This is a genomic window from Niallia sp. RD1 (assembly GCF_024219955.1).
In the GTDB taxonomy this organism is placed as follows: Bacteria; Bacillota; Bacilli; order Bacillales; family Cytobacillaceae; genus Niallia; species Niallia alba.
The window spans coordinates 4,823,314-4,840,612 of the sequence record NZ_CP100420.1; the positions used below are offsets into that span (position 1 = coordinate 4,823,314).

At 34.8% G+C, this 17,299-nt stretch carries 16 protein-coding genes; 2 read left to right on the plus strand and 14 right to left on the minus strand.

Annotated elements, in window-relative coordinates; translation table 11 throughout:
- Positions 1–274: 274 nt before the first annotated feature.
- From NKG37_RS23310 to NKG37_RS23340, 7 genes are all read right to left on the minus strand, one after another.
- A complete protein-coding gene (locus NKG37_RS23310) occupies positions 275–475 on the minus strand; it encodes a hypothetical protein (RefSeq protein ID WP_254415402.1) in 201 nt (66 codons plus the stop codon).
- A gap of 110 nt (positions 476–585) precedes the next feature.
- A complete protein-coding gene (locus NKG37_RS23315; RefSeq protein WP_254415403.1) occupies positions 586–1,362 on the minus strand; it encodes a DUF92 domain-containing protein in 777 nt (258 codons plus the stop codon).
- The gene (locus NKG37_RS23320) at positions 1,355–1,924 is read right to left on the minus strand and encodes a 5-formyltetrahydrofolate cyclo-ligase (RefSeq protein WP_254415404.1); all 570 of its coding nucleotides are present in this window, start codon (positions 1,922–1,924) and stop codon (positions 1,355–1,357) included. Before NKG37_RS23320 ends, NKG37_RS23315 begins: the two co-directional genes overlap by 8 nt.
- A 69-nt stretch (positions 1,925–1,993) precedes the next feature.
- Positions 1,994–2,143: a 50S ribosomal protein L33 gene (rpmG, locus tag NKG37_RS23325; RefSeq protein WP_016204868.1), complete on the minus strand. Its 150-nt coding sequence runs from the start codon at positions 2,141–2,143 to the stop codon at positions 1,994–1,996.
- Positions 2,144–2,210: 67 nt separating this feature from the next.
- Entirely contained in the window at positions 2,211–2,837 is a 627-nt protein-coding gene (locus NKG37_RS23330; RefSeq protein WP_254415405.1) for a hypothetical protein, read from the minus strand.
- A gap of 25 nt (positions 2,838–2,862) precedes the next feature.
- Positions 2,863–5,316, minus strand: a complete 2,454-nt coding sequence (locus NKG37_RS23335) for a glycosyltransferase (RefSeq protein WP_254415406.1) — start codon at positions 5,314–5,316, stop codon at positions 2,863–2,865.
- On the minus strand, positions 5,313–6,011 hold the full coding sequence (locus NKG37_RS23340; RefSeq protein ID WP_254415407.1) for a DUF4912 domain-containing protein: 699 nt from the start codon (positions 6,009–6,011) through the stop codon (positions 5,313–5,315). Before NKG37_RS23340 ends, NKG37_RS23335 begins: the two co-directional genes overlap by 4 nt.
- Before the next feature lie 502 nt (positions 6,012–6,513).
- Between NKG37_RS23340 and NKG37_RS23345 the strand changes: the two genes are divergently transcribed.
- Together NKG37_RS23345 and NKG37_RS23350 are read left to right on the plus strand one after the other, a co-directional pair.
- Positions 6,514–6,909, plus strand: coding sequence for a hypothetical protein (locus tag NKG37_RS23345; protein ID WP_254415408.1), 396 nt, complete (start codon positions 6,514–6,516; stop codon positions 6,907–6,909).
- Between the two features lie 315 nt (positions 6,910–7,224).
- A complete protein-coding gene (locus NKG37_RS23350) occupies positions 7,225–7,398 on the plus strand; it encodes a YceG-like family protein (RefSeq protein WP_016203016.1) in 174 nt (57 codons plus the stop codon).
- A gap of 621 nt (positions 7,399–8,019) precedes the next feature.
- Here the strand turns inward: NKG37_RS23350 and phoU are convergent.
- The 7 genes from phoU to NKG37_RS23385 all read right to left on the minus strand — a co-directional run bounded on the left by phoU (position 8,020) and on the right by NKG37_RS23385 (position 17,125).
- Complete coding sequence (gene phoU / locus NKG37_RS23355) at positions 8,020–8,673, minus strand: phosphate signaling complex protein PhoU (protein ID WP_016203015.1); 654 nt, start codon at positions 8,671–8,673, stop codon at positions 8,020–8,022.
- A 36-nt stretch (positions 8,674–8,709) separates the two neighbouring features.
- Positions 8,710–9,528 (minus strand): phosphate ABC transporter ATP-binding protein PstB, encoded by an 819-nt coding sequence (gene pstB / locus NKG37_RS23360; protein WP_016203014.1) that lies wholly within the window; start codon positions 9,526–9,528, stop codon positions 8,710–8,712.
- Between the two features lie 20 nt (positions 9,529–9,548).
- Entirely contained in the window at positions 9,549–10,427 is an 879-nt protein-coding gene (gene pstA, locus NKG37_RS23365; protein ID WP_254415409.1) for a phosphate ABC transporter permease PstA, read from the minus strand.
- A 1-nt stretch (position 10,428) separates the two neighbouring features.
- Positions 10,429–11,379 (minus strand): phosphate ABC transporter permease subunit PstC, encoded by a 951-nt coding sequence (gene pstC / locus NKG37_RS23370; protein ID WP_169188839.1) that lies wholly within the window; start codon positions 11,377–11,379, stop codon positions 10,429–10,431.
- 68 nt (positions 11,380–11,447) lie between these two features.
- Positions 11,448–12,416: a PstS family phosphate ABC transporter substrate-binding protein gene (locus tag NKG37_RS23375; protein ID WP_016203011.1), complete on the minus strand. Its 969-nt coding sequence runs from the start codon at positions 12,414–12,416 to the stop codon at positions 11,448–11,450.
- Between the two features lie 219 nt (positions 12,417–12,635).
- Positions 12,636–14,741 carry a peptidoglycan D,D-transpeptidase FtsI family protein gene (locus tag NKG37_RS23380; RefSeq protein ID WP_254415410.1) on the minus strand — a complete coding sequence of 702 codons (2,106 nt, stop codon included), beginning with the start codon at positions 14,739–14,741 and terminating at the stop codon, positions 12,636–12,638.
- 263 nt (positions 14,742–15,004) lie between these two features.
- Positions 15,005–17,125, minus strand: coding sequence for a peptidoglycan D,D-transpeptidase FtsI family protein (locus NKG37_RS23385; protein ID WP_254415411.1), 2,121 nt, complete (start codon positions 17,123–17,125; stop codon positions 15,005–15,007).
- Positions 17,126–17,299: the final 174 nt, after the last annotated feature.

A 17,299-nucleotide genomic window follows, 5' to 3' on the forward strand; every position in this document is an offset into this window, starting at 1 on the left:
CTTTTCCTTAACAATACTATAAAGGGCCTATCATATCCTTTTTTTGATAAAATACCATTAAATTATACTCTATGCAGCTAATATTTGTAGCTAGATCATGTTTTAATGTCTGCTTATAATAAAGGGAAACCGGTATTTTACAGTTTACCCTTTAAAGAAATTTAGAAACTATAATAGCAAAGGAAATACCCTGTGTGATCTCACAGGGTATTATGACTGAAATAAATTCGGTGTTTTAAACAGGATCTATCAACCATTCTATGCTTTTTGAAAGTTATTGATAAATAGTTTTTTGCGAACGGCCAAAAACAGAATTCATCATCATTCTTTTTATACTAGGAACACTCAATAATACTCTTACAGCATATTTACGGACCAATGGATTCCTTAATATGGTATTCATGACACGGTAACGTTTTTGAATTAAATAATATCCACCTAACACAATTAGTAAAATGGAGAATACTCTTGACATTTTTCCATCCCTCCTAATAGTTAGTTTGGTGATAAAAATTAATTTTATCCGTTTTGATTATGTGAAAATATTCCCGTATCTTAATTCCGCAAATAGGCTATGGTAAATCATTACTGAAAGAAGACAAAATACAACAAGGCTGCCAACAAACCAGAAAGTACATTCACCATATCATTATTAAATAGAGCAAACCCTTTTATCTTAACTAGGCTTTCATGACATTTCCACTTTGTTTCAAAAATTTTCCCACAAACTGGACACTTATACTCCACTTGTACAAATGCTCCTAAAATGGTATCAATAACATTCCCTAGAAATCCAAATAGAATGATGCTAACAAATCCTCCTAAATGAATGGGAAATAATACGATTGCTGTTAATGCAATAACAAACGCCCCTGCCAATGCAGCCCATGTCCCTAAAACACTGATTGCCCCTGAAGTGCCTGTTGCTGTTGGTTTCCATATTCGAACAGAGATTGGATTTTTCTTACTTAATGAACCAATTTCAGAAGCCCATGTATCCGAATTGGCAACTGCAAGCAAAATGGAGAAAACAGTAATCCAAATGGAGTCTTTAGTAAAATAATAAACGATACCAGCAATGGCAGCAAACCCTCCATTTGCCATAACTTGTAATGCATCGCGAGTAGATCCTTTTTGTGTTTTTTCTGCCATCGATTGTTTTGTCTTACCTTTGTATTTTGAAAACATACTAGAAGACACAAAAAATACTCCTAGAACAATTAATCCTTTATAGCCAAACCCGATCGCAATTCCTGTACCGACGAAAAAAGCTGCAATTGCACCACTCTTAGTTAAAGATCGACGTTTGAAAGCATAATAAGAAACAAATAAAATGAAAATAGGATATATAATACTACTCATCTGTACATAATACCCCTTCATTGGTAATTATTTTTTGGACTGCTAGGTCATGGTTCTCTTTTGGGATTTCTGTCTGTAGCTGCAGAGAAAAAGCTAACGATATTGTCTTTCCTTTATAATTTTGCAGAAAGCGGTCATAATATCCTCCTCCGAAACCTAGTCTATATCCTTTTGGCGAATAGGCTAGCCCTGGAACAAGGAGTAAATCAATTTGTGCTGGATCTGTTTGTTCTGTTTCTTCTACAATAGGTTCGAACAAATTACTATAAACAGATTCAAGCTGATTAAAATGCTCTAATTGGCGAAAAGTCATTTGTCTAGTTGCGGGGTCGCACTTTGGAATACTTACCTTTTTTCCTAATTGCCAAGCTGTACGAATAATTTGATAAGTATCAACTTCAGGAAATTTGGAAATGGTAATCCCGATATGATTAGCAGAAGTAAAGGAAACGTCCTTATATAATTGGAGAGCAATCTGATAAGACATATGCTCATATTGAGGCTTACTAATATTATGTACTTGTTTGATCATATTTGTTCGAAACTGTTTTTTTTCCTGCATCTTATGTACACACCATCCTTACCTTCTGTTTTAAAATATGAAAAAAACAGAAGGGATATCCCCTTCTGCTTATTTTGTTTCACGGTGAACTGTAGTACGTTTTTCTCTTGAGCAATATTTTTTTAGCTCAAGACGATCTGGATTATTTCGTTTATTTTTTTTAGAAATGTAGTTACGATCACCACATTCAGTGCAAGCTAACGTAATGTTTACACGCATGTTTATTTCCCTCCAAACTATAGGTTGCTAGTTCGTGCATACGACTTTTATATGATAACATCTTTTGTTAGGAAATGCTAGTACTTGTTTTCATTAGAATATGATTCAAATCTAAAATATCTTTTTTTTCTGTGCCCGTTATCGACCAAGCATGGCTAATGCCAGTTGATTGGGGTTTAACTTCCATGTTTAAGGAAAAGATACTTACACTTGAACCTTTAGCCATTGGTTGATATTTAAGAATGCCTTTATGATTATTGTTCCAGATAAGCTCTGTGTGTACATTCCAAATAGGTTGTACCGTTCTCTGTTCGATACTCGTTGTTTCATGTTTCCCATTTACTAAATAGAGCTGGTCATCGATGGAATGATAGATGACGTTTTCCGTAGGTGATACAAATGAAAGATGTTCTTGATAAGCTTTAGTAAAATAATTTAAGACTAGAATTTTCATTTTCTTCGTTTCAGTAGAATGATTACGCACATAAATTTCATTATATTGTATTTTAGAATGTTTGTGTATTTGCTTTACATGCACGGAAATGGAATGCTCAGGTATTAATTTTTCATAACCGTTCTGAATCCAGTATGTTTTGCCATCAATCCAAATTCCAGGTGTTGTCGTTAATTTTTTCATTAATAGCTTTCTTTGAACACTTTGAAAGTCTTTTTGTAAATTAGCCTCAATTTTCATTCTATCTTCACCTACTCTAATATTTTTAATTAGATATGGATTCTTTCACCTTTGCATGAACGATTAGTTCATCAAAAACTCTTCTTGTTTCTTCCCCAATTCGATTCCAACTAAAAAGGCGGCTCACTAATTTTTTGCCATTTTCACCAATCTCTTTACCTACTAATGGGTTTTCCAATAAATACTCTATATTCTCTACTAAGTTTTCTGCATTATTTGGTTCCATATATAGTCCTGTTTCTTTATCTTTAATAATTCCTTTTAAGCCACCCGTCTGGGAAACAATCGTTGGAATTGCAAATACTAATGACTCTAGGGCTACAATCCCAAATGGCTCATATGAACTCGGTATCACTACGATATTTGCATGGGCATAAAATGCATTCTTCTGTTCCTCCTGTAAATAGCCTATCAACCGGACATTTTCCGATAGTCGGTTTCTCTCAATAAATTTTTGGTACTCATCATACATTGGACCGACTCCCGCTATAACAAAAGAAATATCCGATCTCTTCTTAAGCAATTTTCTTGCCGCTTCTAATAGCGTCCCAAAACCTTTTTCTTTTACCATTCTTCCCATAGCAAAAATAATTGTTTGGTTACTGTTCAGATAAAAGGATTCAATTGGCGCAAGCGAAATCTCTTCCATTTTTAAAGATTCTACTCCATTTGGGATAACAGAAATTTTTGCTTGTTCTACTTCAAAAACCGTCATTACTTCATTCTGCATATATTCACTGCAGACGATTAAAGAATTTGCTGCATGTATAAGCTGTCTTTCTTTTTCATGGATAAACTTCTGCATTTCCGTATAGATTCCGCCATTTCTGCCATGCTCTGTCGCATGTATTGTGGCGATTAAAGGAATTTGGAATTGATCCTTTAATGAAAGCGCGGCAGCACCTACTAGCCAATCGTGTGCTTGAACTAAATCGAAAGTCGTATGCTTAGCTATTTCTACTGCTTTATCCCACATTGCAAGATTTAATCCGCCAATCCAATGGATAAAATTATGTTCCTTACTATGCATTGGTTTGACTCGATAAACAAATAAACCGTCCTTTTCTTCTAGATCTTCTGCTCCTTTGTTCATATCTTGTGCTGTAATAAGATGAACTTCATATCCATTTTTCACTAGACTACTTGTTAATCCCACTACATGTGTTCCGAGACCACCGATTACATTTGGTGGATATTCCCATGATAAAATGAGTGCCTTTTTTCTATTTTCCGGTTCTTTTTGGATTAACTTCTGATTAGTCATCTGGATTGTTGTATTTAAAATCGGGTACTCTTGTTCTCTGAAAGATAACCACTCTTTATCAATAGATCCTTTCAAATACCTACTTAACTTATTTGCCGCGTCTAGGTAATCAGCCGCTGCTTCTTTTTCCCAATTATCTTGGTAAAGTAAAGCGCTTAACATTATCCATTCTTTTTCCAGCTGTTTCTGAATCCTTTGACTGTCCGTATTTAAAGTAGTTTGTCTCCATTGATGAACTTCTCTTTCCATAAAAGCTAAAGAGACATATGAAGAGCTTAGTTTATGCATATTTCTTTTTCTGTCACGGTTTAAGAAAGAGGCACATAAATGTACATGATCCATCCCTTGACTGAATTGCTTTAAATACGTATTAGGCGTGATATGAACCATATAGCCTTCATCACTTAAGTAACGGATCGTTTTATTAAGATCTTCCCGCACCTTTACATAATTATCTAAATCAATTGGTAGGGACAAAATAGACTCATTTGTATAATGATTATACGACTCAAGCAACTCCATAATTGCTTTATCCCAGGCTTGTTTAGTCGCATTCTCCACTTGAAAAATCTGATACAAACTTTCTTCTATCGGGAAGAAAACCACATCATGTGGGGATTCCACTGCGATTCCAACATCACCTGGTAAAGGATCGCTATGATAGATTGTTGCACTATTAAGATAACTGTATGTTAACTTCTCTTTTTTCAAATATAAGTCCAAGCCAGGTGAAAAATATCCTTCTGGAAACCAAAATCCTTTTGGACGATAAGCTAAATAATCATCGATAATCGATAAACCTATTTCCATTTGCAATTGAACACCCGTACTGGTTGAAACATTTGATAAAAGGGAAAAAGAAGCAGGACTTCCAAGCAGTTCGATTCGATTTTCTTGGATGAGTTTCTTAAGTACTTTTAATAAATTTTTCTCCTTTTGAAGCCAATAAGAAAGTAATTCAACGTCCTGACCTTCTTTTTCTAAAAATTCCGTCATTTCTTCTCGAAACGACGGTAAATCCAACATCTCCAAATATATTGGTGGTATAACAAGTTGAATGGTATAAGACGGACTATCCTTTTCAGTATGGAAAAGAAAGTTTATAAAATTTATTGTCTGTTCATAAAACTCCTTTTTAGCGTGCTTATCTTTCGAAAAATAGTTCATAAAAGGGATCTTATTGATTACAATCAATTGAAAATAAGAACCATTCATTTCTTTTTCACATCCTCTTGCTCTTCTAATTCATAATAGCTATAGGTACTTACATGCTCAATCCAATTTGGAATGGAAACATCCCCATTTTCCCATTTCAGCAACTCTTTTTCCATTATTCCAGTATGATCTTGTGAAGTTCTAGGCGTATGTAATGAATTAGACTGTAATATAGGCAAAAAGGATTGATAAACATCGAGGACGCCAATTTCAAAACAAAAACTTCTGTTTGGCACTAAGTCTTTTAGTACAACCGATTCCTGTTTATTTTCAACCGGTAGCAAACGATGATTATGCGCATTGCTTCCATTATATATAATGCTCGTTATATCGTTAATCTTTATTGCCAAAGAACAGCTATTGGGGTCAATATCATAATAAGTTGAAATTAGCTGCCATTTCCCTTCAGGTATTCTCCAAAATACTAATGCCGTTTCTTCGCTTGTTAACCAAGCTTCCATGCCATTTTTCTTTGCTAATAAATCAATGCTTGTCCAAAAACTTTCGGTTACATAAGGATTCTTCATTTGTAATTCCTTATTACTCTTTTTCTCTTCTACTTGTCCAGTTACCTCTTGTTCTTTTACGTACTTTTTCCATTGGTATTGAACTTTACCTACAGTTGAATTTAGTTCGATGGCAATTTTCCGGAAAGAAAGTCCTTTACGTCTTAAATTTACAATTTGTTCAATCAATAGAACTAGCACCTCTTTCTAAATTTTGTTTTCTTTTCCTGTTTTATCTTTGTTGTATGTATCGCAACTTACTAGTATATGTCTACAAGATTCTTTTTAGTTCCCTATTTATACTATTATGTTACCACTGAATTGGTAATGCTACAATGAACAGATTTTGTCGGATTATGCTTTAACTTACGTACGTTTATCTAAATGGCTCAAAAAATTTTTTCAACCTTTTATCCATCTGCTTTAGTAACCCAAATTCGACATATGCTTTTAAAAAATTAAGTTTAATTACGACATATTTTTAAATGTTTCGCAAATGAATTCGAATATTGTCTCCCATTTTTTAAAGAAATTAATGGAATTTCCGACTGTCCTGTAAAAAGTACTTAGCTTTTCTTTTTGATTAAATAGGAATTATTTATGGAAAATGATAAAATATCTTTAGACTGAACAGCTTCTCTATAAAGCTTACTTTATTAAAAATAATTGAAAATGAAGAATTTATCCTGAGGTGAATTATGTTAACTGTTATGCTAGTACTAATAGGGGTTTCCTTATTGCTCCTAATTCTATCTTTTTCCTTCGTGACCCTATTAAAGATTTGCGCGAAGAAATAGACCAACTTTCCATTCAACAAGTACAGGAAATGTATAAAATAAAAAAGAAATTAAAAGTGCTTGAAGAAGAATTAATGATTGGTGAAGAGAATTTTGCTTTTAAACCATCATCTGCGATAAAAGAATCAAAATCAGACCAGGTTGAAAATATCCAACCAATTCATGCCATTATTAAAAATCAAGTTTGGACACTTGCGGCAAGTGGCGTTCCCGTTGATCAGATCGCAAATCAATCTTCCCTATCGATTACTCAAGTTCAGCAAATTATAAATGAAAGGTTCGGAAAGTAACGAGATGAAGAAACAAAATTTACGTTCGTTGGCAATCGGAATGCTCCTTTCAGTATAATTGCTAGTTTTTATCTATATCAAGATAACAACAAGCAAGAACAGAACACCCTAAACGTTTCAAATGCGACTACCTATTTACAGAGAGAGGGTTTTACTGTATTAACAGAGGCTGAATACACAGATTTACAAACAAAATTAGAGGAAAGCACCCAGAATCAAACAAAACCAAATGCGGGAGCTAATAAAGAGGAGCAAGAAGAACCTAAAGAGGAAAAAAAGGAGACATATTCCTACACGCTTAAAATTACCAGTGGTATGAGTATTTCTACGATCGCCGAGTTATTATTTAACGAAAACATTGTAAAAGACCAAGAAGAATTTGAAACCTATTTAATTGATAATGACTACCATACAAAAATTCAAGTTGGCAGCTTCCGCTTAACTAGTGACATGAGCTACAAAAAAATTGCCGAGACACTTACGGAATAAATAATGCATCATAAGAGTGAAACTTCCATCAGTGGGGGTTTTCCTTCTGATGGTTTGTTAAACCAATCGGACCTTTACAGACAATTGATCTTCCACCTATCTTCCTCTTATTCTCATAAGCTTGAGGGGGAGTCTTACTGTCCGTTAAGAGTGAAATAAAAAGAGGCTGGGACATAAGTATTCCAGCCAAGGATAATTCCGAACAATTATACGAAGATGCTAATGAATGTTCCGTATAATTGTTCGGGCTTTTATTTGTTTTTCAAAGGATGTTTCCATGAAGTTTGGTGCGATTCCCCGCAGCCGGAATACACTTCGCTTTCCATGGGGCTCGCGCTGAGCCGCTTCGGCCTGTGGCCTGCAGGGTCTCAGACTGTCTCGCTAATCCCATAGGAGTCTTCGTGTATTCCGGCTGCTCTGTTTTTCCAACTAATTATATTTCCTCTTGTAAAAAGTATGCGAAAGCAGCCGCTATTTACTAGCTATATTAGAAATTGTTCGTCTTTACAGAGTATCTATTTAGTTATGTCCCATCCTCTTTAGACTGGAAACAAACTTAAGTTAAAGGTTTGTCTCCAGTTTTTTATATTGGCGTTTTAATCATTTTTTAAATTTTGCCATTTACCAATCATATTGTCTACCTTTTACTAAATAAAAGATATTTTCAGCAATATTAGTAGTGTGGTCTGCTGCTCTTTCTAAGTAGCGACATACAAACGTCAGCTGTGAGATTTGATGCAAATATTCAGGTTTATTTTTACTGATTTCGAATAACTCAATAAACGCTTGTTTGTTCAAACCATCTACTTCATCATCCATCTCAGCAATTTTCCGTGCTAACTTTGTATCTTCCTTATTATATGCATCTAGCGATAAACGCAGCATTTCATTTGTAATTTCCAGCATCTTTTTTACGTGAACCATCGGTTTGACTAATTCTTGATTGCCTATTCTTATAGTAGCTTTTGCAATATTTACAGCAAAATCAGCGATTCTTTCAATATCTGTTGCAATCTTTATTCCAACAATAATCCGTCTCAGATCAATCGCTACAGGGGCCTGTTTCGCAATTAGAAGTATAGCAAAATCATTTATTTCTTCATACAATCTATCTGCCTCTGCATCATCATCAATAATTTCTAATGCCATTTCTATGTTTTGTGTTTCAAGTGCTTCTAAAGATCTTTGTAAAGCTTGAATAGAAAATTCTCCAAGCTCTGTTAATTTTCCTTGTAGTTCCTTAAGACCTGCTTCAAATTTCTCTCTAACTGGCATGGTATAAGTCTCCTTTTTGGGATTTCAGAATAATAATTATCCAAATCTACCTGTAATATAATCTTCTGTTCTTTTATCTTTTGGGTTAGAGAATATTTTATCTGTTACATCAAACTCTACTACTTCTCCATTTAAGAAAAAAGCTGTTTTATCAGAGATACGTGCCGCTTGCTGCATATTATGTGTAACAATAATAATGCTGTAATTTTCCTTTAATTCTTGAACAAGCTCCTCTACTTTTAAAGTCGAAATCGGATCAAGAGCAGATGTTGGCTCATCCATTAGGATCACATCTGGTTCAATAGCTAGGCAGCGAGCAATACAAAGACGCTGCTGTTGTCCACCAGAAAGTCCATATGCATTTTGGTTTAATCTATCTTTTACTTCATCCCAAATTGCCGCACCTCTTAAACTTTTCTCTACTATTTCATTTAAAATTTTCTTATCGCGAATACCATGAATTTTCGGTCCATATGCAACATTTTCATAAATTGACTTTGGAAATGGGTTTGGTTTTTGAAAGACCATTCCTACTTTTGTTCTTAATTCTTCCACCCCGTAATCTTTGTCAAAAATATTACGACCGCGATAGTTAATTTCGCCTGATGTTTTCACTCCAGGCACTAATTCGATCATACGATTTAATGTTTTTATATAAGTTGATTTCCCACAGCCTGACGGACCAATTATGGATGTTACCTCATTTTCCATAATATCTAAATCAATATTTTTCAATGCATGATTATCCCCATACCATAAATTAAGCTGATTTGTTTTATAAACAGAATTTTTTGTGTTAACATCTGTTGTGCTTTCTACTGCTTTTTTCACTTTGTCTACAAAAACTGTGCTCATTTGAAGTTCCCCCTGTACGTTTAATAACGTTTTTGAAATTTATTTCTGATAAATACTGCAATAGAATTCATTAAAATTAATAACACTAATAGAACGATAATCCCTGCGGCTGCAAGATTCTGGAATTCTTCCTGTGGTCTTCCTGTCCAGTTATATATTTGCATCGGCAATACAGTGAACATATCAAAGACTGTTCTAGGCAAGAATGCTAGGAATAAAGGTAGCCCTAATACTACTAAAGGGGCCGTTTCCCCGATTGCACGAGATAGTGCTAGTATTCCTCCCGTTAAAATACCAGGAATAGCTGCAGGCATTACTACTCTTACAATCGTCTGCCATTTTGTTGCTCCCATCCCCAATGATGCTTCTCTCAATTCATTTGGCACCGCACGAATTGCTTCTTGTGCTGCTACAATAATGATTGGTAGAACTAACAAACTCATTGTTAATCCAGCTGCTAGGACACTTGTTCCAAGTGATAATGCACGAACAAACAAAGTTAATCCAAGTAAACCAAAGACAATGGATGGTACTCCAGCAAGGTTTGATATATTGATTTGGATGAAATTTGTAAACTTATTTTTACTTGCATATTCTTCAAGATAAATAGCTGTACCAACTCCAACAAGTAGAGCAACTGGTGCAACTACCCCCATTAGCCATACTGTTCCTATTAATGCAGTATATACTCCAGCATTTTCTGGTTTTCGAGAAGGTAAGCTTGTTAAAAACTGAAAATCTAAATAGCCAATTCCTTGAGTCAATACTCGATAAAAAAGAACACCGAGAACAACTAAACCAAATAAAGTTGCACTAAAAAATAAAGCTCTCATTATGACATTTTTCAATAATCTCTGTTTCATTTTCTTTATGACATCAGAATGATTTATTAACTTCATCTTAATATTCCTCCCTAAAGCGACGAGAAATGTATTGGGCAAGCAAGTTCATTAAGAAGGTAAATAAGAACAACGTAAATCCAACTGCGTAAATACTGTAGTAAATAGTTGTACCATATCCTGCATCTCCTTGACTAACTTGAACAATATAAGCTGTCATCGTTTGAATAGATTCTGTTACGTTAAAGCTGAGCTTAGGTGTACTTCCCCCTGCGACTGCCACAATCATCGTTTCTCCAATTGCTCTTGATAAAGCTAAAACAATAGAAGAAACAATCCCGGAAACAGCTGCTGGTAAGACTACCTTGATTGCAACTTCAAACTTAGTAGAACCCATCGCTAGAGCCCCTTCGCGCATTGCCCTTGGAACGGCACTCATTGCATCTTCTGATAAAGAAGCAATCATTGGTGTAATCATAATTCCGATTACTATTCCTGGACTTAACGCGTTAAACATTTCTAAAGAAGGAATCATCGATCGAAGCAACGGTGTTACAAATGTTAAAGCAAAAAAACCGTAGACAATCGTTGGGATACCTGCAAGAACTTCTAAAATTGGTTTAATAATTCTTCTTGTTTTATCACTCGCGTATTCACTTAAAAAAATGGCAGATGCTAACCCTATTGGCACAGCAACAATTCCTGCAATAATCGTTACTTTTAATGTTCCAGACACAAGTGGCATAATTCCAAATGAGCCTGGGTCAGAAAATGGATACCACGATTTACTCGTTATAAATTCTTTTATATTTACTCTTTCAAAAAAAGTAAATGTTTCAATGATTAATGTAAATAGAATACCTAGTGTTGTTAAAACAGATAAAATAGCTGTAATCAATAATACCTTGGGCATTATTTTTTCTAGCACCCTACTGATATTGTTTTTTTGCTTTCTTTCTGCGATTAACTCTTGCACAGATGGTGTGTTTGCTTTAACTTCCTGCTTAATCATGCTTTTAGCCCCCCTTAATCCAAACAGCAAGATGGAAAGCCAAGTACAAAGCTTTCCATCAAAACTTATTACTTAAGTCCTTTAATTAATTCTAAATCTTTTTCATATTCTTCTTCTGGCAATTTTACATAGCCTACTTCTTCTGATAGATCTGCAGCATTTTCAATCATAAATTCAGCGAAATCAGCTACTTCTGCTTTTTTCATCGATTCATTTTTTACATATGTGAACAATGGTCTTGATAATGGAGCATATTCTCCGCTTTCAACTGTTTCATTTGTTGGTTCAACTGGGCCGTTACCACCATCAATTGGCACGACTTTTAACTTATCTTTATTTTCTGCATAATAAGCATATCCAAAGTATCCAATAGCGTTTTTATCACCTGTTACACCTTGTACTAAAATATTATCGTCTTCTGATAAAGTCGCCGCTTTTGCAATTGGTTGATCTTCTAAAATCACTTCATCAAAATAATCGAATGTTCCAGAATCAGTTCCTGGAGAATAGTATTTAATTTCTTCTTCTGGCCATCCTTCACGAATGTCAGACCATTTTTTTGCTGTACCATCTTCAAGCCAAATTTTCTTTAACTCGTCTATTGTTAAATGGTCAACCCAAGTATTATCTTTATTCACGACAACGGAAAGTCCGTCATATGCTAATCTTAATTCAGTAAAGTCAATTCCTTTTGACTCTAGCTCTGTTTTTTCTTCATCCTTAATTGGACGGGATGCATTACTGAAATCTGTTTCACCTGCGATAAATGCTTTAAATCCTCCACCTGTACCAGATGATGCAACAGAAACTTTTACATTTGGTTGCTCTGCTTGATACTCTTCAACGATTGCTTCCATAATTGGATATACAGTTGATGATCCGTCTAATTTGATTTGGCCCGATAATTGTTCAGTTCCATTATCCTTTGATGAATCGGATGAATTTGACGGACTAGCATCGTTATTTCCACCACACGCTGCTAATGCTAACATTGTTCCAATCATTGCTGTCAATCCTACTGTTTTAAAGCTCTTCATTTTTCTCTTTACCCCCTAAGGATGGTTGTTTTGTTTTACAAGTTAACTATAAGTCTTTAGTATTAACTTGGTTTTAACTGTTTGTAAATCAATGTTAACAGAATGTAAAAGTAGGGGTTTTTCGAACTATTTTTGTTAATGACTAGAATGTTTCTACCTTTAGGTAATAATAATAAAAAAAGGACGAAACTAGTTTTGGCTAGTTTCGTCCTTTTTTATTTACTCTTTTTCTTCTTTACTATCTTCTTTTTCTCTTTCTTTTTTCAAGTCGAAATACGCATCCAATACACGTTCTCCGATTTTCTTATTAGCCCCATTATCGACACTTCCTTGATATGCCCATGGAACCATTACGGCCATTGCTACTTCTGGGTTATCTGAAGGAGCATAGCTAATTAAGCTTAAGTTCATGACTTGAGGTGGTTCTTTTCCATAATCACTTCTAGATGGACCATCATAAAATGCTTCTGCTGTACCTGTTTTAGCCGCTGGAGAATAATCTTTTCCACCTAAATTAGAATAAGCAGTACCTTTTGGAGTTTGTGCCACCATTTTAAATCCTTGCTGTACTCTTTCAATCCATTCAGGTTTCACATCGACCTTATTTAATACTTTAGGTTTAATTGTCTCTATGATTGGACCGAGCGTACTATCATCTGCAACTGGTTCGCGAATTTCTTTGACAATATGTGGTTCCATCCGTTTTCCGCCATTAGCGATGGTTGACACATATTGTGCAAGCTGCATATTGGAATACGTATCATATTGTCCGATGGATAAATCCAGTAAGAAACCTGGCAGTGTATCTTGTCCTTTAAACCCAACTTGTTCATTAGGCAAATCAATTCCCGTGCGAATTCCTAATCCATACTGAGCAAATTCATTTCTCACTAAGGAAAAGTCATCAAGTGAGACAGATAATGGTTTACCGTATACATAGTTAGCGCCAGCCATCTTCATCACCGTTCTGAACATATAAACATTGGATGAGCGTTGTAAAGCAGTAAGATCGCTAATTGGTCCCATTGTTGTCCAAGACTTTTTAATAGTATTTCCAATTTTTACAGGTGTATCATTCCACACTGTTCCTGGTGAAATTGCTCCTGTTTTATACCCAGTTAATACAGTAGCACCTTTTACAACAGAACCCACGTTATAAGTGGTAGTAATATTACCGAGTGCATCATCTTGAACTTCCAATTTTCCTGTTTCGTCATCTCTTACTAGCCGCTTTCCAGCCATGGAGAGAACATCTCCTGTGTTTGGATCCATAAGAACGACATAAGCTCGATCAAGCAATTTCGTGCCAGCAAACGTTTTTGCTTTTTTCAATTCTTCCTCGATGATTTTTTCAACTTCTAATTGAAGCTCCATATCAATGGAGAGGATTAAATCATTGCCTCTTTTTCCTTCTGTGATGACCTCTCTACTAACAATATTGCCTTTTTTATCTGTTTTATTGCGGACTTTCTCTTTTTGACCTTTTAAAACATCCTCGTATTGTAGCTCTAAGTAACTTGTTCCAACTCGATCATTACGACTGTATCCTCTTGAAACATAATAATCTAACTTCTCTGCAGGTAGACCTTTTTCTGCGGAACTCACATTACCTAAGACAGATTTTAAGGTATCCCCAAATGCATAGGATCTTTCCCAGTCTGTTGTTGTATCTACACCAGGCAATGATTCTAAATTCTCACTTACTACTGCAAATTCTTCGTCACTTACCTCTTTATTTTTGACCATTTGTGGAGTTAGTTTATATCCACTAATGAACTCACGATAAATAGCTAATACTTCCAGATCATGATTAGTGAGTGTCTTAAGATCCTCTTCTGAAATACGATCAAGCTGTAATTGATATACTTGTTTATTGTATTCATCCTGATCCGGGTACTTCTCAGCTAAAGCCTCTTTTTCCTTTTCCGAAACTTTCTGATTAGCCTTTTCTTCATTTTTTATAATCCAATAATCCTTTTTCTCCCGCTCTGTTACCTTTTTCGTATCTTTTATAATATACTTTGAAAGCAATTCAGCAGTTTCGAGCATTTCTTCTTGCTTAACACCAGAATTGGTATAAGTAATTGCTTTTTGTGCAACATTATCTACTATTACTTTTCCAGTTGCATCATACATTTTCCCACGTGGCACAGAGGTATTTACTGTAACATCTTCTGTTTTCTCTAATTCTCTTTTATAATCCTCTCCATAAACAATCTGCACAAAACCTAGACGCAGAATCAATGCTGAGAACAGTAAAAAAACAAAAAAGAAAATAATATTAAGACGTACAGGTATCGTTTTTTTCTTTTTCTTTTTTCCCAACGTTTAATCACACTTTCCTTAAATATTCTTTTTTTATTGTAATAGAAAACAGTAGATTATTCTATTAATAACTAATTGGAATAATCTTCTAGGATTGTTTAGCACTTGAAATCAGTTTTTTCTTTCTATGTTATTCATTAATATGGGAGAAAAAATCCCTATATATCCACGTTTCTTTTATCCAAAATACACCAAAAACACTATCTATAAAGGCGGACATTATGAGCCCTATAGATAGTGTTTTATTGGAAGAGTCTATTAATCTATTCTTTTTCTTTATCATTCTTTAATTCAAAATATTTATCCATAACACGTTTTCCGATTGTTAAATTAGGAGAAGGGCCATTATTTGTTGTGTAAACCCACGGGACCAATACAGCCATGGCCACTTCTGGATTATCAGAAGGAGCATATGTGATTAAACTTAAGTTCATAACCTCAGGTGGCGGGACATTATAATTCGTTCTTAGTGGTCCATCGTAGAACGCCTGTGCTGTTCCAGTCTTACCAGCTGGGCTATATGGCGCTCCTATAAATACCCCACCTGTTCCTCCTGGCTGCATAACCATGCGAAATCCGGTTTGTACTTGTTCAATCCATCCTGGTTCTAAATCTAATTTATTTAAAACTTTCGGTTGAATTTCCTGCACGATTGGACCTAACTTCTCATCTCCTTGAGCTGATTCTCTTATTTCCTTCAACAGTCGCGGCTGTATTCGATAACCACCATTAGCGATTGTAGAGGCATATTGGACTAATTGCATATTAGTATATGTATCATATTGCCCGATTGATAGGAACATTAAATTACCGGGAACTGCTGTATCTTGCCCTTTAAAGCCCGCCATTTCATTTGGTAGATCGATTCCTGTTCTTACCCCTAGACCAAACTCGCTAAAGGAATTTCTAACTTTATCCCATGCAGCTGGATCGACGTTTAAAGTTTGTCCTGGTCTCGTATAGCTTTCCTTACCTATTGCCAATGCAATCTTAGCCATATATACGTTCGACGATCTTTTTAATGCAGTTAAATCATTCATATTACCCCACAATGAACTTGAATGAGATTTAAAATCTGGTGAATCCTTGATTTTAATTACTTCATCACGCAAAACAGAATAGGGACGAATAACCCCTTCTTTATAACCAGTTAATACCATAGCCCCTTTAACTGCTGACCCAACATTATAAGAAGTGGTAATATTACCTAACGCGAAATCTTGAACAACTTGCTTTCCTGTTTTATCATCTTTGCCTAACTGTTTTCCTGCCATTGTTAATACTTCCCCTGTATGAGGATCCATCAATACGACAAATGCTCTATCTAAATATTGGGTACCAGCATAGCCATATTTCGTCTTTTTAAGCTCTTCTTCAATAATTTTCTCTACTTCTAATTGTAATTTCATATCAATCGTTAATACTAAATCATTTCCTGCAGCACCATTAGACAGCACTTCGGAATTGACAATCTCATCTTTTTTATCTTTAATATATTTAACTTTTTTCTTTTGTCCTTTTAAAACATCTTCATATTGCTTTTCCAGATAGCTTAACCCGACTCTATCGTTCATGCTATAGCCTTTAGCTAAATAGCTATCTTTTTCTTCTGCTGGAACTCCCCTTTGTGATGTACTTACATTCCCAAGCACAGTTTTTAATGTCCCACCAAACTCATATTCTCTATCCCAGTCACGAACTGTATCGACACCAGGTAGTTTCTCTAAATTTTCACTAATAATCGCAATTTCCTTATCGGTTACACCTTCATTTTTAACAATATGAGGGGTATAGTAATATCCACTTTGAAATTCCCGATAAATCGCTAATGTTTCCAGATCCAGGTCGGTAAGTGTGTTTAAATCCTTTTCTGTTACACGATCACGCAAAAGCTCATCATATGCTTTTTGATATTCTTTATTATCATCTTTATATTTTAGTTTAAGCTGGTCATTTTCTTCTTCTGGTATTTTCTTTTTGGCTTCATCTGGATTGATAAGAATCCAGTAATCCTTTTTATCTCTTTCTGTTATCTTTTTAAGATCTTTTTCACTATCCATTTTAATAATTTTTGCTAACTCTTCTGCTGTCTCACGCATTTTTTCTGGCTTATCCTTTTTCCAATTCGTATATGTAATGGCATTCTTACCAACATTGCTTACAATACTTTTACCTGTTCTGTCATACATTTCGCCCCTAGGCACAGAGGTACTAATAACGACATCCTCTTTTTTCTCTACTTCTTTTTTATAATCATCGCCATACACAATTTGTACAAAGCCTAATCTTAAAATGAGTGCTGAAAACAATAAAAATACCGTAAAGAATATAATGTTAACCCTTAAAGGTATTGGATTTCTCTTTTTTTTCTTTTTTTCCCCCATGATAGATCCCACCATTTCCTCCAAAACTTTCCTATTTCTATTTTAAAGGAAATTTACAAAGATTACTATATGATATTGGATATTTAAGTGAATCCCACGTTTGTTCAGGCTGCTCAATATTCCTATATCTTCATTTCCCCTATTGAAAAACAACCATCTATAGAAAACAGTCTT

What these genes read in the sequence shown, in the direction of transcription:
- NKG37_RS23375 (WP_016203011.1), bottom strand. Translation starts at nt 12,416, where the DNA reads ATGAAGAGCTTTAAAACAGTAGGATTGACAGCAATGATTGGAACAATG.
- NKG37_RS23335 (WP_254415406.1), bottom strand. Translation starts at nt 5,316, where the DNA reads ATGAATGGTTCTTATTTTCAATTGATTGTAATCAATAAGATCCCTTTT.
- rpmG (WP_016204868.1), bottom strand. Translation starts at nt 2,143, where the DNA reads ATGCGTGTAAACATTACGTTAGCTTGCACTGAATGTGGTGATCGTAAC.
- NKG37_RS23310 (WP_254415402.1), bottom strand. Translation starts at nt 475, where the DNA reads ATGTCAAGAGTATTCTCCATTTTACTAATTGTGTTAGGTGGATATTAT.
- pstB (WP_016203014.1), bottom strand. Translation starts at nt 9,528, where the DNA reads ATGAGCACAGTTTTTGTAGACAAAGTGAAAAAAGCAGTAGAAAGCACA.
- pstA (WP_254415409.1), bottom strand. Translation starts at nt 10,427, where the DNA reads ATGAAGTTAATAAATCATTCTGATGTCATAAAGAAAATGAAACAGAGA.
- NKG37_RS23315 (WP_254415403.1), bottom strand. Translation starts at nt 1,362, where the DNA reads ATGAGTAGTATTATATATCCTATTTTCATTTTATTTGTTTCTTATTAT.
- NKG37_RS23350 (WP_016203016.1), top strand. Translation starts at nt 7,225, where the DNA reads ATGAGTATTTCTACGATCGCCGAGTTATTATTTAACGAAAACATTGTA.
- NKG37_RS23330 (WP_254415405.1), bottom strand. Translation starts at nt 2,837, where the DNA reads ATGAAAATTGAGGCTAATTTACAAAAAGACTTTCAAAGTGTTCAAAGA.
- NKG37_RS23385 (WP_254415411.1), bottom strand. Translation starts at nt 17,125, where the DNA reads ATGGGGGAAAAAAAGAAAAAAAAGAGAAATCCAATACCTTTAAGGGTT.
- phoU (WP_016203015.1), bottom strand. Translation starts at nt 8,673, where the DNA reads ATGCCAGTTAGAGAGAAATTTGAAGCAGGTCTTAAGGAACTACAAGGA.
- NKG37_RS23320 (WP_254415404.1), bottom strand. Translation starts at nt 1,924, where the DNA reads ATGCAGGAAAAAAAACAGTTTCGAACAAATATGATCAAACAAGTACAT.
- pstC (WP_169188839.1), bottom strand. Translation starts at nt 11,379, where the DNA reads ATGATTAAGCAGGAAGTTAAAGCAAACACACCATCTGTGCAAGAGTTA.